This window comes from Variovorax beijingensis, from assembly GCF_007828835.1.
Lineage (GTDB): Bacteria > Pseudomonadota > Gammaproteobacteria > Burkholderiales > Burkholderiaceae_C > Variovorax > Variovorax beijingensis_A.
In genome coordinates, this window is the sequence record NZ_VIVL01000010.1 from 143091 (window position 1) to 158725 (window position 15635).

At 64.2% G+C, this 15635-nt stretch carries 12 protein-coding genes and 1 pseudogene; 9 read left to right on the plus strand and 4 right to left on the minus strand.

Annotation, left to right across the window (positions count from 1 at the left end):
- The first annotated feature begins 31 nt into the window (after window positions 1-31).
- The 7 genes from FB547_RS25300 to FB547_RS25330 all read left to right on the plus strand — a co-directional run bounded on the left by FB547_RS25300 (window position 32) and on the right by FB547_RS25330 (window position 8426).
- Window positions 32-754 (plus strand): virB8 family protein, encoded by a 723-nt coding sequence (locus FB547_RS25300; RefSeq protein ID WP_145746405.1) that lies wholly within the window; start codon window positions 32-34, stop codon window positions 752-754.
- Window positions 751-1593, plus strand: coding sequence for a TrbG/VirB9 family P-type conjugative transfer protein (locus tag FB547_RS25305; RefSeq protein WP_145746407.1), 843 nt, complete (start codon window positions 751-753; stop codon window positions 1591-1593). Before FB547_RS25300 ends, FB547_RS25305 begins: the two co-directional genes overlap by 4 nt.
- The gene (gene virB10 / locus FB547_RS25310; protein WP_145746408.1) at window positions 1590-2927 is read left to right on the plus strand and encodes a type IV secretion system protein VirB10; all 1338 of its coding nucleotides are present in this window, start codon (window positions 1590-1592) and stop codon (window positions 2925-2927) included. The genes FB547_RS25305 and virB10 overlap by 4 nt, the downstream gene beginning before the upstream one ends.
- Complete coding sequence (gene virB11 / locus FB547_RS25315) at window positions 2896-4044, plus strand: P-type DNA transfer ATPase VirB11 (RefSeq protein ID WP_145746410.1); 1149 nt, start codon at window positions 2896-2898, stop codon at window positions 4042-4044. The genes virB10 and virB11 overlap by 32 nt, the downstream gene beginning before the upstream one ends.
- On the plus strand, window positions 4010-5965 hold the full coding sequence (locus FB547_RS25320) for a type IV secretory system conjugative DNA transfer family protein (RefSeq protein WP_145746411.1): 1956 nt from the start codon (window positions 4010-4012) through the stop codon (window positions 5963-5965). The genes virB11 and FB547_RS25320 overlap by 35 nt, the downstream gene beginning before the upstream one ends.
- 188 nt (window positions 5966-6153) lie before the next feature.
- Complete coding sequence (locus FB547_RS25325; RefSeq protein WP_145746412.1) at window positions 6154-7239, plus strand: LPD7 domain-containing protein; 1086 nt, start codon at window positions 6154-6156, stop codon at window positions 7237-7239.
- A 500-nt stretch (window positions 7240-7739) separates the two neighbouring features.
- The gene (locus FB547_RS25330; RefSeq protein WP_261380383.1) at window positions 7740-8426 is read left to right on the plus strand and encodes a TraX family protein; all 687 of its coding nucleotides are present in this window, start codon (window positions 7740-7742) and stop codon (window positions 8424-8426) included.
- Window positions 8427-8498: 72 nt separating this feature from the next.
- Here the strand turns inward: FB547_RS25330 and FB547_RS25335 are convergent, their stop codons facing one another.
- The gene (locus FB547_RS25335; RefSeq protein WP_145746414.1) at window positions 8499-9605 is read right to left on the minus strand and encodes a relaxase/mobilization nuclease domain-containing protein; all 1107 of its coding nucleotides are present in this window, start codon (window positions 9603-9605) and stop codon (window positions 8499-8501) included.
- On the minus strand, window positions 9598-10176 hold the full coding sequence (locus tag FB547_RS33665) for a hypothetical protein (RefSeq protein ID WP_261380384.1): 579 nt from the start codon (window positions 10174-10176) through the stop codon (window positions 9598-9600). The genes FB547_RS25335 and FB547_RS33665 overlap by 8 nt, the downstream gene beginning before the upstream one ends.
- Window positions 10177-10782: 606 nt before the next feature.
- Between FB547_RS33665 and tnpC the strand changes: the two are divergent.
- Window positions 10783-11505 (plus strand): annotated as a pseudogene (gene tnpC, locus FB547_RS25345) (IS66 family transposase); the annotation flags it as partial.
- Window positions 11506-11618: 113 nt separating this feature from the next.
- On the opposite strand, the gene FB547_RS25355 reads toward tnpC, so the two are convergent.
- Window positions 11619-12092: a helix-turn-helix domain-containing protein gene (locus tag FB547_RS25355; protein WP_145746416.1), complete on the minus strand. Its 474-nt coding sequence runs from the start codon at window positions 12090-12092 to the stop codon at window positions 11619-11621.
- Between the two features lie 1441 nt (window positions 12093-13533).
- Between FB547_RS25355 and FB547_RS25360 the strand changes: the two genes are divergently transcribed.
- Window positions 13534-15069 (plus strand): FAD-dependent monooxygenase, encoded by a 1536-nt coding sequence (locus FB547_RS25360; protein ID WP_145746417.1) that lies wholly within the window; start codon window positions 13534-13536, stop codon window positions 15067-15069.
- 53 nt (window positions 15070-15122) lie between these two features.
- Here the strand turns inward: FB547_RS25360 and FB547_RS25365 are convergent, their stop codons facing one another.
- Window positions 15123-15608 (minus strand): transposase, encoded by a 486-nt coding sequence (locus FB547_RS25365; RefSeq protein WP_261380385.1) that lies wholly within the window; start codon window positions 15606-15608, stop codon window positions 15123-15125.
- Between the last annotated feature and the right edge of the window lie 27 nt (window positions 15609-15635).

Here is a 15635-nt window from a genome sequence, read left to right on the forward strand (position 1 = left end):
TCGAGCGGTGTTCCCCCATCAGGAGCAGTCAATGCGCCGGGACGCCTCCCTTGAGAACTACCTGCACGAAGCCCAGAGCTGGGAACTCGACCGCGCGCGTCGTGCGGAGCGATCGACCAGGATCGCCTGGGCCGTGGCCACATCGGCGGCATTGATCGCGGTTCTCGCCGTCGCCGCCGTCAGCGGGCTCACGCCGCTGAAGGAGCCAGTTCCCGTTCTCATCCGGGTCGACAGCAGCAGCGGCATCGTCGACATCGTTCCCACCTACGAAGGCACGACCGACATCGAGCAGGTCGTGACACGCAACCTGCTGCAGAACTATGTGATTGCGCGCGAGCGTTATTTCTACGGCACCGCGGAAGCGGACTACGAATTGGTCGCCTCGCAAAACTCGCCTCGTCTCAACCAGGAGTGGGCGACCTTGTGGGCGGCCGACAACCCGGCTTCGCCTCTGAATGTCTACAAGGACGGCACTTCCATCCGCGCACAGGTGCGATCGATCACCTTCCTCAAGCTGGAGAGCGGGAGAGACAAGCTGGCACAGGTCCGCTTCAGCCGCTCGACGCGCGCAGGCGGCACCGGGGAGGAGCAGACCAGCCACTGGGTCTCCACGATCGAGTTCGCCTATGTCGCGCCATCTGCGGACAACAGGATGCGTTCGCTCAACCCGCTGGGCTTTCGCGTCGTCGAATACCGTCGCGAGCCCGAGGTCGCCCCGGGCGGCGTTGCACTCGGCAGGCAGGATGCACGATGAAGCCCCGGCGCGTGCACCGCAGCTTTCCGCTGGCGATCGGACTGGCGGCAAGTCTGGCGCTTGCCGCGCCGTACGGCCGAGCCGCGACCGTGCCGGCTGCCGGCAAGGTCGATGCCCGGGTACGGGTGGTCGCCTACAACCCGGCAGACGTCATCAGCTTGCAGGGGTACGTGGGCTACCAGATCCATCTGCAGTTTGCCGAAGGCGAGGAGTTCGTGAATCTCGGCTCCGGCGACAACGGCGCCTTCGATATCGGCGCCGAGCGCAACCACTTCTTCATCAAGCCCAAGGAAGCGCGCGCCGCGACCAACTTCACTGTCCTCACGAACCGGCGGGCCTATCATTTCGACTACACCGTCTCCTCCATCACGCCGGTAGGCGCTGCCACCAGGCGCATGGTGTATTCGATACGTTTCACCTACCCAGAAGACGAGGCTCGAAAGGCAGCCGAGGATCAGGAACGGAGCCAGGCCGAGGCGCGCATGAGCGAAGGGGCGACCGATCGGCCACGCAACTCCGACTACTGGTTCTGCGGGAACGATTCGCTCAAGCCCGTGAGCGCCCATGACGACGGGGCGCAAACGCGTCTGCGTTTCCACGCGCGCTCCGACTTCCCGGCGATGTTCGTCCAGAACGACGACGGGTCCGAATCGCTGTTGAACTTCAACGTTGACGCGGACGAGGTAGTGATTCACCGCGTGGCGCACCGCATTGTGCTGCGGCGCGGCGGGCTGGTCGGTTGCGTGATCAACCGGTCCTTCGTCGGCGGCGGCGCGCGCGCCCCCACCAACACCAGCACAACAGGTGTGCGGCGCATCACTGCAGGAGATGGGCCATGACCTGGATGAGTGAGCCCCGCCGCGCGTCCCGGACCGATCCCCAGGAGCATGGCGACGCGCCCGAGATCGACCCGGCCACAGGAGAGATCCTGGCAGCGCAGCGAGCCGCGGCCCCGGGAGACGGGACGTTCCTGGCAGCCGAAGAGCGCCCGACGATCCAGGGCGAGCGCGCCATTCCATCGGTCAATCGCGAGCGCTCCATCCAGTCGCGCATCAGCGGGTTCCTGGCGCTGACAGCGATCATGCTGCTGGGCGCCGGATTCCTGTTCTGGTACTACAACACCCAGTATGCCAAGACCCAGGAGGCCGAAGAGGCTGCGAGAAAGGCGGCTGCTGCGCGCGCCGGCGGCGAGATGAAGGTTCCACCGCTAGGCCGCATCGATCCGCCCAGAGCGATGCCGGAAGCAGCAGCGACCGCCGCTCCTCCCTCCCCGCCGCCACCGTCGGCGAACGGCACCAACACGGGACCGCCGCAGAAGACACCCGAGCAGATCGCACTGGAACGACAGCTGGGCGCCCCGGTGCTTCGGCGTGCCCAAGCCGCACAGGCGCACAGCGCCACGACGCCGCACGCGTTCGCGGATTCGGCGATGCTGCCTGCCGGCGGCGTGCCAAGCATGGCCCAGCTGATCGGTACGCTGCAGCCGCCCCACGCCGGTTCGGCGGCACCCGGCGGCGGTCAGCTCGCCGCCAGCCTTCGGCCCACGCCGACCCCGGCGGTCGTCGCCCAGACCCTGCCGACACGGCGCATGCTTTTGCCCAAAGGCGCGTTCATCGACTGCACGCTGGAAACCGCCATCGATTCCACCTATGAGGGCATGGCCACCTGCATCGGCGCGAGCGACGTCTACGGGGCAGACGGCAAGGTCGTGCTGCTGGAGCGTGGCACCAAGTACGTCGGCGAACAGCGTGGAGCGCCGCGACAGGGACAGGGCCGCGTCTTCATCGTCTGGAACGAGGCGCGCACGCCGACCGGCGTCGTGGTCCAGCTGGCTTCTTCGGGCACCGACGAATTGGGACGCAGCGGCCTCCCCGGCTTCGTCGACACCCATTTCTGGGATCGCTTCGGTGCCGCAGTCCTGATCTCGGTGATCGACGGCACGATGCAGGCGATCGCCGCCCGGCAGCAAAACACCAACTCTGTCGGCAGCGGCGGTGGCGTGGTGATCGGCCCGCAGGGCAGCCGCGACGTCATCACGGAGGTCCTGCGCAGCACCGTGTCGATCCCGCCGACCGTGATCAAGAACCAGGGCGAGCGGATCCAGATCCTGGTCGCCCGCGATGTGGATTTCAGGAGCGTCTATGCGCTTCGAACCGAACCGGCCATCCCTTGATGGCGAGCCCGGCGCCGCCACAGGCGACCGGCAGCCGGCGCGGGCGCACGCGCGTGACGCAACCTCCGCTGAGCCGCCATCGTCGCTCGCTCTCTTTCTCGGTCCGCTCGGCCACTTATTGGGTGATCCCGCGGTGACCGAGATCTGCATCAATGAGCCCGGTGCAGCCTTCGTGGAACGCCAGTCCGGCTGGACACGCGAGGCGTTGCCGTTCGCGAGCTTCGACTGGTGCATGTCCATCGCCAAGCTCGTGGCCAACTTCACGCGACAGCGCATCTCGGCCAACGAGCCGCTCCTGTCCGCCACGCTCCCTGGCGGCGAAAGAATCCAGATCGTGCTGCCGCCCGCGACCCTGGATCAGACCGTCTCGATCACGATCCGGCGCCCCTCGAACACGCTCTGGACCCTCGAAGAGCTGGGGAATTTGCACATCTTCGAGACCACGTGCAGTGCTCCCGCGACTCCGGCGCGCCCATCTGAACTGGCGTCCCTGTCACCCCAAGACCGGGAGCTGACAGATCTCCTCGCACGCCGGCAATTCGTGCCCTTCCTGCGACGCGCCGTCCGGTTCCGCAAGAACATCCTACTGTCCGGCGCCACCGGCTCCGGCAAGACCACGGTTGGCAAGGCGCTGATCCTCGAGGTGCCGTCCGAGGACCGCCTGATCACCATCGAGGACGTGAAGGAACTGTCGCTGCGCAACCAGCCCAACCACGTGAGGCTCTTCTACTCGCAAGGCGCCCAGGGGCAGGCCGAGGTCACGCCAGGCCAACTGCTCGCCAGCGCCAAGCGGCAACGCCCCGACCGGGTGTTCGTGTCCGAGCTTCGCACCGGCGAGGAGGTTTACGACTATCTGGTGTCCGTGAACACCGGCCACCCAGGCTCGATCACCAGCGTGCACGCCGACAGCGCGGAGATGGCCTTCGTGGCGCTGGCGCAGTTGATGAAGCGCAGTCAGGCGGGCCACGGCATGACCACGCGCGACGGCGTGGAATTGGCGCAGATGAGCGTGGACATCGTGGTGCAGTGCGCGCGGGAGCGCCGGGACGGCTTGCTGCGGCGCATCGTGCAGGAGATCTGGTATGACCCTGGCACCAAGATACGAAGGCTTGCCTAGCCCCTTCAGAATCGCGGTCGCGCTGCTGGTGGCGGCGCTGGTCGGCGTGTACGTCGCCGGCCAAGCGTTCCTGATCGCGATGAATCTGCCGCCACAGCGCGCCACGCTGCTGACCCTACACGAGTACTGGCAGGCCTATGGCAAGCGGCCGGACGTGCGCCGTGTCCTCATTGCGTCGCTGGCCGGCTCCCAGGGGCTGATGCTCGGTTTGGTCGGAATTGCCATGCTGCCTCGCCGCCGGCCGCTGCATGGCGATGCCCGATTCGCGAGCCGTCGCGAGATCGCGCGATCGGGCCTCCTAGACGAGCACGGCATCATCCTCGGGCGGCTCGGCAATCGCTACCTGGTGCTTCCCGGCCAGCAGGGCGTCGCACTCGAGGCGCCGCCGCGCAGCGGCAAGGGCATCGGCGTGGTCATCCCCAATCTGCTGAACTGGCCCGGCTCGGCCATCGTCAGCGACATCAAGGGCGAGAACTTCACGCGCACCGCCGGCTTCCGTGCGGCCCATGGGCAGCAGGTGCACCTGTTCGATCCCCTGTCCGAGAGCGAGCGCTCGGCACGCTGGAACCCGTTCGGATACGTCTCCGAGACGCCCTACCGGTGTATCGACGATCTGCAGCGCATCGGCACGATGCTCTTTCCCGATCCACAGGCCGGCGATCCATTCTGGACCTCATCGGCCAGATCTCTGTTCCTGGGTATCTCCCTCTATCTCTTCGAGACCAAGGGTGCCATGCGCACCTTGGGCGAGGTCCTGCGCCAGGGCATGGCCAGCGATGCCGAGGGCTTTCAGAAGCACTGGAAGCGCGTGATCGACGCCTGCGAGCGCGCCGGGTACCCCTTGTCGCAGGAAGCGGTGCAGAGCCTCTACGATGTGATCGACCTGGCGCCGACCACGGCCTCCAGCATCCGCAAGACCTTCACCAGCCGCCTGGACCTGTGGCTCAATCCGATGATCGATTCGGCCACCTCGGCCAACGACTTCGACCTGAGGGCACTGCGCAAGCACCCGATCTCGATCTATGTGCAGATCAACCCCGACAACATCGCCCGGCTGCAGCCGCTGCTGAACCTGTTCTTCCAGCAGGCGATCGGTCTGCAAACACGAGAACTCCCCGAGAACAATCCGCAACTTCGCCACCAGGTGCTCCTGATGCTCGACGAATTTCCGGCGCTAGGGCGCATCCCCGTCATCGCCGACTCCACAGCCTTCCTGCCCGGCTATAACGTGCGCACCGTAGTCATCGTCCAGTCCAATTCTCAGCTGATTGAGAAGTACGGTATCGAGGGCGCCAAGTCGATCCGAAAGATGCTTGCCGCACGCATCGTGTTCCCGCCCAAGGAGTACGAGGACGCCGAGGCCATCTCGCGCGAGCTGGGGACCTACACCATCCGGCAGAAGAACGTCAGCCGCCCGATGTGGGGCGGGGCGAACAAGGAGCCGACCGTGAGCATCAGCGAGCAGCCGCGCCGTCTGCTGCTGCCCCAGGAGGTCAAGGAACTGGGACGGGACCGGATGATCCTGTTCTACGAAGGCCTGCGGCCGGTGCTGGCGCACCGGATCCTCTACTTTCGCGACAGGCTTTTTGCCTCGCGCGAACTGCCGCCACCACCGGTGCCAAAGCTGAACGTCGACAAGTCCGGCGGCGTCGCCGCACCCACGCCGGCGGCAACGCCCGATGACAGGAAAGACACGCCCGGCACGGGCCCCGGATCGATCTCCAACGCCACGCCTCAGGATGGTGGCGCCGCGCTGACAGCCAGGCAGGCCGGTACCGTGGCCGGCGATGTATTGAACGACGACTTGACGCTGGACGACTTCTCGTTCGACTTCGACGACGTGGAGATTCCCACCGAGAAGCTCAGCGACGAGGACATGAAGCGCCACGCCGATGCGTTCATGGCGCGAATCCTCGACTGATGCGACATCGAACCGGTTCGGACAGCCCCGGGCCGCCCTGCCTGACAGCACACGTGATAGGAGCCGCAATGTCAACAGACCGTTCTTCCCGAAACCAAGCTCCGAACGGGACCGAGAGCACCGCACCTTGGAATGACGCGGGCTCCATCCAGGGAGATGCGCCTGCTGCGGGCCACGGTCATTCCCGGGTGCCCGATGCCATCGAGCGCCGCTACCTGCGCATCGACAATCGCTACTTCTTCCCGGACCGCACCCTCGCGTTCATCGACGACGGCCGCCGCCTCCGCGTGCGGACCGAGAACCGCGAGGTGCTGCACAGCGTCGTGGCGATCGCCGAAGCGCGCGGCTGGCGGATCATCGAACTGAAAGGCACCGAGACCTTCCGCCAGGGCATGTGGCACGAAGCCGCGCTGCGCGGCATCGAGGCCCGAGGCTACGAACCGACCTCGGCTGAGATCCTCCAGGTCCAGCGTGCGTTGAAGAAAAGAGGGTCGCCCTCGCACGAGAACGGACGGGGTCCGATACCTGCATCGCTGGACCGCGGGGCAGCAACCGTGCACCAAGGCGCCGTACCCGCCGAAGCCCCCAGCAATTCCGGTCTTCATCCACCCGAAGAACCGCAAGACCGCAGGTACGAGCGCGGAGGACCAAGATCGCCTGTCAGGGGGATGCTCGTGGCAGCCGCCGCCGCACCCTATCAATTCGATCCGGCGCAGCGCATGTCCTTCTTCGTGACGGTTCGCGCGGAGACCGGGGCTCGCACCATCTGGGGTACGGACCTCGAGCGGGCCCTCGCAGAGTCCGCTTCGCAACCGCGCGTCGGAGACCAGGTGGTGCTCACGCGGCGCGGCACCCGTCCGGTCAACGTCCGGGTCGCGGCCCGCAATGCGGAAGGTGAACTGGTCGGCGAAAAGAAAATTGTCGCGCAGCGTGCGCGGTGGAGCATCGAGACATCCGATCACCTTCGCGCGATGGAACAACACGCCATGCGCATACGCACCGGGGAATTGCTGTCCGATGCGGCCCGGGGGCGGGACCCCGAACTGTCCACGGCGGCGGCGGATCTCAAGCTGGCCGAGCAGTACGCACAGCGCGTGACCCGCGATCCGTTCTCCCAGCAGCGCCTCGTAGAGCTGATTCGCGAGCGGATTGCCGAGGCGCTTCTGCAAGGCCGCACCATCCACCTTCCGGATCGACTCCCGCGCCCCGCACGCATGCATGCGCGCCAACGCACGGCCCGAAGCCGTGATGAGTTGAGCCACGAGCGCGTCTAGAAATCGTTGGAGGCCAGGGTTGAAGCTTGCAGCTCTTCGTCCAGCCTTGCGTGCGCGTTGTTCGCGCCCCTCTCCGGTCCTGCGCTGGCGCGGAACACCATCCGAGGCACCTGCTCGACACTCCGGGCGCAGGGCCTATGCTTTCGGCACCCAGACGCGGCGCGGCTGTTCGGTCCTACTCCACCACCAGCTTTCCGGTCAAGGAACGGGTGCCGGTCCGCTCGAACGCGCCTCATGCCCTTGAACACGACAAGTTCATTGTGGCGGACGACATGGACGTGCAGGCCCGCCGCCCTCAACTGCGCGTCCTCGGCCTGCACAGCGCAACGCCGAGAGCTTGTTGGTTGTACGCAATGCGCCGATGCTCGCCGCTTCGCACGGCGTGGCGTGGCGTGGCGCCAGCAGTGGATCGAAGGTATTGAACCGCCCCCGGCGTTCTGATGCAAAGGGAATCAACCGGTCTCGCCGCTATGTACCGAAGGCTCCAGATACGGAACCGAGTGAAAACTCAGCCGCAGGTGAGCGCCTGGTCGATCTCGGACGGCTCGCTCGAAGCGCTCAAATGGGTCGGTCTGTTGCTCATGGCGGGCGATCACGTCAACAAGTACCTGATGCATGGGTCGAGCCCGACTCTCTACGCATTCGGTCGCATGGCGATGCCGCTCTTCGGATTCGTGCTCATGGTCAACCTGACACGCCCCGGAGCGCTCGAGACCGGCTTGCACCTGCGCGTCATGAAGCGACTGGCGATCTTTGCCCTGCTGGCGACACCCGCTTTCGTTCATCTGGTCGGTTGGTGGCCGTTGAACATCCTTGCCACCCTTTTACTGGCAACGCTGATCGTCTGGCTGCTGGAGCGGGACGGCCGGGCCGCGCGCTGCACGGCCTTGATCGCCTTCCTCGTTGGTGGCGCCGTGGTGGAGTTCTGGTGGCCGGCGCTGCTCTGCTGCCTGGGCGCCTGGGCGTTCCTGCGCAGGTCCACCTGTCTGCGGATGCTGTTGTGGGCCTTGGCGACGGCTTCACTCACTGTCATCAACGGCAACTTCGCTGCAGTGGCTACCCTGCTCTTGATCTGGGGAGCTCGGCAGGTCGAGATTACGTTGCCACGCAGTCGGTGGGTCTTCTACGCCTTCTATCCAATCCACCTCTCGCTGATCGCCCTGGTGTTGATCGTCACCGAAAATTGACGCAGCGGGATGCTCCGATGCCGATCCAATGCCGCGGCATGGGGGCGGTCTGCGTTCGAGTGCGCGTGGCGTTCACCGGGTGCGCTTTCCGGGCGGCAGAGCATTGTCGCGCTCTGGAGTTCGGCGTCTGATCTGCTCTTTCCAGTGGTCGGCCAGTCGCTGTGAGTCGGTTTGTACGCCCGGCATCCTTTCGACGAAACGATCCACTTGGTCGGCAAGATCTGCCTCGCCCCGTCTTCGGAGCGCATCCACTGTCGCGCGCCAATCTGCGACCACCTCCCGCCGGGTGTTTCGCATCTTCTCTTGGCCGTCATCCACGGCGCCTCGCCCCGACCTCAGAGCCTGGAGCAGGCTCTCCAGCTTGGCGCGCATGAAGGTCGAGGTCTTCGGCGGTCGATGCCCGGTCCGGTCGCTCGAGGGCAGTTGGCCGAATGCCCGAAGCGCGCGCAGCCGGTGATGGATTGCATCCCTGTACGGCTTGCGCGTCTGCCCTCGCACTTGACGCGGCGTCGCATTGGCCGCCACGCCCTGCTCTCGCATCAGTGCGGCGAACTGCTCGCGCCATTGCCGCAATGTCTCCTTGCGGATGTAGAGGCGCTTGCCCGGCTCGAACTCGTGCTCGCACTTGACCACCAGGTGCACATGCGGGTGCGGCTGGTCCGTGTGCAGCACCATGGCGTAGCGATGCTGCAGCGCGAAGTTCTCGCGCGCGAAGACGCGTGCCGCGGCCCGTACCTTGTCCGCTGGCGTGCCGGTGGGCATGGACAGGACAATGTTGTGCACCAGCTTCGCACGGGTGTCTTTCTGCCCCAGCGCGGGTCTCGGCTTGTACTGACTTCTGCAAAGCGCCAGCTGCCAGTCGGCCGTGATCTCCTGGGCGGCACCCCGGCCCTGCGGCGCCAGTCCCTCGTCGGTTTCCAGCTGCAGCTTGCCGTGCCGGCCGATGTAGCGCAGATGGGCCTCGACGCCACCGATGTCCCGTCCGCCGCCGGAGACCTTCACCATCACCTCGGGCGTGCGCCCCACCGTGCGCTGGATCTGCGCGATCTGGTCGGCGCCGAGGCGCAGCGTGCCGCCTGGCCCTCGCCGGCCGTAGCTCACGATGTCCAGTGCCAGGTCGCGCGGCGCATCGGCCGCGCCGCGGCCGCTTCGGCCGATGCGCGCCGTCTGTTCAGGCACGAGCACTCCCAGCGCCGGTCTCCCAGCTGACCAGGTTGCGGCGCACGATGGCGGCCGTGGCTTCGCGCGCCTCCTCGACTTCACGCCGGACCCGCGCGATCGTTTCACTCAGGCCCGATGCAGGCTGAGACAGAGTGTTCGGCATGCCGAACATTCGGAGCTGCCGCCCCAGCGCGGCCAGTTGGGCGCTGGTGGCTTTGATCTGGTCCAGTTCGTTCGGCGGCAGCACGGCCGCGTCACGCACATGGTTGTGGATCAGCAGGGCGAGGTAGCTGGCTGTCTTCATCCCACGGGCACGGGCGCGTCCGGCCGCCAGCGCACGATCGCCATTGCGAAGCCGCAAGGTGACGCGATCCGCCACGCCGGGTCGGTTTTCCGTCTCGCGCAGGGAGCGCTGTCCACCCGAGCCCAGCAAGATGTCGCCGTTGGTCTTGAGGACCTCGTCGACCATCCTCGCGAGCAGAGTCGACGCACTGAGATGGTGACGCGCCGCCAGCGCGGCGAAGCGTGCCCTCGTCTCGGGCGGCACCCGGGTGGATATCACGCGGCTCGAAAGAGAGGTCTGGTTCATTGCAACGCCGTGGCGGTAAACAATGTCTGACGGCAGTCTATCCTGCCCTCATAGCCGCACAAGGGCTTTGCCCTCGGATTCCGATCGGCAGCTCGAAGACCACCATCCATGTTCGGCATGCCGAACATTGCGGAGGTAGACGGAACGACCCCGCCCTCGTAGCCGCACAAGGACTCTGCCCTCGGAATTCCAGCGTCGAGCGCACCGCGCCGTTTTGCGGCTCCGTAGCGTTGCTGTCGATCGACAGCTCGAAGGCCACCATCGATGTTCGGCATGCCGAACATTGCGGAGGTGGACGGAACGATCCTGCCCTCGTAGCCGCACAAAGACTTTGCCCTCGAAATTCCAGTGTCGAGCTCACCTCGCCGTTTCGCGGCTCCGGAGCGTTGCCGTCGATCAACCGCTCGAAGACGACCATCCATGTTCGGCATGCCGAACATTGCGGAGGTGGACGGAACGATCCCGCCCTCGTAGCCGCACAAAGACTTTGCCCGGAGCAAGCCCACCCGGCCGCTGCATAGATTTCCTCACGACTCCATCAAACGGAAGACCTCCGCTGTTGCTACCGTTCGAGACTTTCGCGGTGTTCGGCATGCCGAACACCGCGAAAAAGCTACGCACAGAGAGGTGAATTCGGCACGCAGCGAATTCGCGAACGATCAATCGGATGCGCATCTGCGTCGCTCGGCAGAGACCATTGACGCCGACTTGGCGGCGATGGAGCGTGAGCTGGAGGAACTCGCGACCGTGCCGTCTGCACAGCACGAGAAGCAGCAACCCAAGCGCCAGCCACTCCCCGCGCAGCTGCCGCGCCGGGAGATCCGCCACGAGCCCGAGAGCATCACCTGTGCCTGCGGCTGCACCCTCCAGCGCATCGGCGAGGATGTGGCCGAGAAGCTCGACTACCGCCCTGGGGTTTTCAGCGTCGAGCGTCACGTGCGCGGCAAATGGGTCTGCACGAAGTGCGAGACGCTGGTGCAGGCGCCCGTCGCCCCGCACATCATCGACAAGGGCATCCCGACGGCCGGGCTGCGCTCAAAGGTGCTGGTGGGCAAGTACTTGGATCACCTGCCGCTGTACAGGCAGGAAGCCATCTTCGGTCGCGCGGGCTTGGCCATCCCGCGCTCGACGCTGGCCAGCTGGGTCGGGCAGTGCAGCGTGCAGTTGCAGCCTCTGGTCGACGCGCTCAAGCGCGAGATGCTCGAAGACCGCGTGCTGCATGCCGACGAGACGCCCGTGGCGATGCTCAAACCCGGCAACGGCAAGACACACCGTGCGTACCTCATTGGAGAGATTACGCACCCATTCGTCGTGTATCTGTTCGCTCCATTTGGCGTGAAAAAGGCCTTCTACAGCAAGGCTCATCAAGACGTCTCTCACCAACGTAGGATAGAGGACGTTTGCGTCCAATACAGCCGTGTATCTCGATGAGCCTGCCAAGATCAAAACTCCAGGCTGAGGTCCTGTGAGAGCTTCGCCAACTCTTGAAGTTTTCCTTCAGATCTTCGCTTTTGTTCCGCCATGTAGCGTCTTAGCTCCTCAAATTCGATTCGCCTATGCGCGCCCACAAGGCGGCACTTCAGATTGCCGGCCTCGATCTCTTTAACAACGAATGGCCTAGAGACATTCAAGAAGTTCGCAGCATCTTGGGTCGTTAATTCGTGCTTCTGGGGCATAAGCAGCATTGGCTCACGCTTCGCCATTTGTCGAAGCACATCCGCAAAAAAACGAAGCGCCCTGGGCGGCAGTTCCAGCACAGGCGCCTCTCTACCTGCCTCAGCTTCAGCCAGCTCAAGTATCACTTTGATGTGATCAGCTTTTGAATGATCCAAAGCCGCCACCAAGCATTGATGAGCCACCGCAGCCATCTCCGCCTCAGCTGCGCTGGCAGGATCCAGTACGTCGTGCTCATTCATCTGTTTCTCCTTCAGTTGCCTAGTCGATCAAGTTGAGGCTTCTTTCGAGCCCCTGCAGGTATACTACCTTAAACGAAACATTCGTAATAGACGCAGCAATCGAATTAGGCGATCTCGGCGATAGCCCTTAGTTATGGACGGCACGGCTACTGGCAGCTCATCACGATACTGTATACTTATACAGTCACTTCTTCGCTGAAGTCACCTTGTTGACGCATCAGGGCCTTCCGTGAGCGCAACAAGGCTGGCCGCAACATCGTTGAGGCCAGCCTGTACGAGGCGTCTGGAACTACCAGGATGGCCGGCCGCGGGCGAATCACCGACCCCGTGATCACGCCGTTCAAGGGACCTGGAATTCTGCTCGCAGGCACTGAACTTCACACAGAAGCCGTCGACGGTCACTTGCAGACCAGGGAGCATCGACAGCTCTGGCTCTGCGTGCCCGTTGAGCGTCAAGGGACGGAGTAGTCCTCAGCTTGCTTCCCCGACTCAGGGCAGAACGTCGATCTTTCGTAGAAGGCCGATCTTCCGACCCCATTCATTCCGGCCTCTGGGAAGCCCTTTGCCGTGGGCAGCGGCAACGAGGGCATTTGTCTCCCCAGAAAAGGTGCGTACCGCTCATGCGCGCGTGCGGCGCAACTTCTACAGTGACTTCACGGCGAAACATCTTGTTCAAGACAAGCGGCGCCGGTTGTCCACCTCACTGGAGAACGCACATGGAACGCAACCAGCTACCCGGAAATTGCTTCTTGGTGCTTGTGTACTTGCTCGCGCTGCTTGCTTTGTGGCTCAGCAACTGAACGTGACGCGGCCGCCCCTAAGCGTCACTTCTGGTGAAAGTTCTCTTACTGGCCGCTGCCGAGGAAAGAGCGCTTGATCGTGGCTGTTTGAATCTGCTGCCCATCGAGACTTACCGATTCGATCTGCCAATCGCCCCTTTTGACAAGCTTCGCATACAACTCGCCAGACCCATTGGAGCCTTCCACCGAAGCTGAAAACTCGGCACTTCCGCCTGGCCCAGCCCAAAGAAACGAAGTCGCAAGCTGGGACGCTCCCCGACCCTCTCTCTGATTTCGCTAGATGACTTGACGAAATTGGCAAGGGTTTGATCGGCATCCGTCCGCAAGACAATGAAGGTATGCGGCTGGTTGTCCCACCTTGACGAGTTGAATGCCTTGTAACGCGATGCCTACACTTCCGCTTCCGGCAAAGAACGGGCGTTGATGGTGTCCACACTTGGTGCCGCCCGGCGTTAAAATGAGTTTGTCGAAAAAGGCAGACTTGGTTCGGTAAGCCCAAGTCCTTTCGGAAACGATAGCTCTGCCTGTGCATCGTGCACGAGGCCCCACGACGAACCCGGGATGCTTGCGCATCTCCCCTGTTCGTCCGTGCGGTTTCGAATCGACAACCGCTCCGGTCGAACGACCACCAAGGAGTGTTGATGCACGATTCGAAAACCTACGATGTTGTCATTGCGGGCGCTGGCCCAGTAGGCTTGTTCCTGGCCTGCGAGCTTCGCTTGGGCGGTGCCACGGTGCTGGTGTTGGAGCAAGCCGAAGACCCGCGTGCGCCGCTGAAGCGCTTGCCTTTCGGGATGCGCGGCCTCTCCGCTCCAACGATCGAGGCCTTCTACCGTCGTGGAATGCTGGCCGACATCACGCACGTCCAACCTTCGTCGGACAAGACGGCCTCGGCCACCACTACTGCGCCGCATTGGATGAATCAACGACGCCGCCCGGGCGGTCACTTCGCTGGCATCCAGTTCCTTCTGGACAACGTCGAGCCGTCTCAGTGGCCGCATCGCTTGCCGAGCCCAGCCGGCACCAACATGGCGACCACCATGGAGCACATCGAAACTGTGCTCTCCGCCCGTGCCCAGACAGCCGGGGTCGAGATCTGGCGAGGCGCTGGCGTCGAAAGCTTTGATCAGTCAGCCGACAGCGTCACGGTTCGCACAGCCGGGAAGACGTTCAAGGGGCGATGGCTGGTCGGATGCGATGGAGGCCGTAGCACAGTGCGAAAGGCGGGCGGCTTCGAGTTCACCGGCACCGAGCCTGAGTTCACCGGCTACTCGGTAGAGGTCGAGCTGGCCGATCTGGACAAGCTGGCCATCGGCCGTCAATACACAGCGACGGGTATGTACACGTACCAGGCGCCTGGGACCATTGCGATGGTTGATTTCGACGGTGGTGCTTTTCACCGAACCGAGGCCGTCACCCTTGAACAGGTTCAGTCCGTGCTGCGGCGAGTCTCCGGGACTGACACCACTGTGACCAATCTGCGGCTTGCGACCACCTGGACCGATCGGGCCTATCAAGCGACGACCTATCGCAGCGGACGGGTGTTGCTGGCCGGCGATGCCGCACACATCCATTCGCCGCTCGGTGGACAAGGTCTGAATCTGGGACTTGGGGACGCTATGAACCTCGGATGGAAGCTCGCGTCGGTCATCCGCGGCGACGCGCCCGACACGTTGCTCGACAGCTACTTCGCGGAGCGGCATCCGGTGGGTTCCGAGGTACTCGACTGGTCGAGAGCGCAGGTCGCACTCATGCGGCCGAGCCGGAGTTCGCGCGCACTTGAGGCGATCATCCGCGACCTCATGGCCACACGCGACTGCGCGACCTACTTTGCTGAGCGCGTCTGGGGCGTGTCGCTCCAATACGAGCTGGGCGGCGGGCACCCGTTGGTCGGCCGTAGCGCACCCGACTTCGAATTTACAGACGGTACCCGACTCGGCGAGCATCTCGAAGTTGGTCGAGGCGTGCTGCTGGACTTCAATGCCGACGCCATGATGGGGGAGGTGGCGAGCCGCTGGTCGGATCAGATCGTGTATCTCGCGCTTGGCGCAAAGAATGCCCTTGGCTTGAGCGCGTTGCTACTGCGGCCGGACGGTGTCGTCGCTTGGGCCAGCGAAACAAAGCCTGAGGCCGGCCGGGCTGCACAGGCCGCAGTAAGGTGGTTCGGCGAGGCTTGATGGAAGAGGGATACGGCGTAACCAGGTGACGGCGAAGGCCGGCTTTCGGAGCCCTAAGCTGCCTCCGGCTTGTGCTGCCATCTGTGCGGCAGCAGCTCGTCGATGCGATGGTTCGGATGCATCGGCAATCGTTCGAGCACGTCCTTGAGGTAGACCCAAGGGTCATGACCATGCAGCTTGGCCGAGTGCAGGAGGCTCATGACCACTGCAGCACGCTGACCGGCAAGCTCACTGCCCGCGAAGAGCCATGCCTTTCGTCCCATGGCCCATGGACGGATCAGGTTCTCGCAATGGTTGTTGTCGATGCTCACGTCACCGTCTTCCAGGAAGTGGCCGAGTGCCTTCCAACGATCGAGGCTGTAGTCGAGCGCTGCGGCTGCACCGCCACCATCAGGCACCTTGCGGCGTTCAGCAGTCATCCAGGCATGCAGGGCGTTCCAGAGCGGCCGGCTACGCCCGCCTCGTGCCTCCTGACGTTCACCCGTCGTGACCATGGCAACTTCTTGCTCAATTCGATACAGGGCAGCGATGCGCTGCAATGCCGGTGCAGCGATCGCATTTGCGCC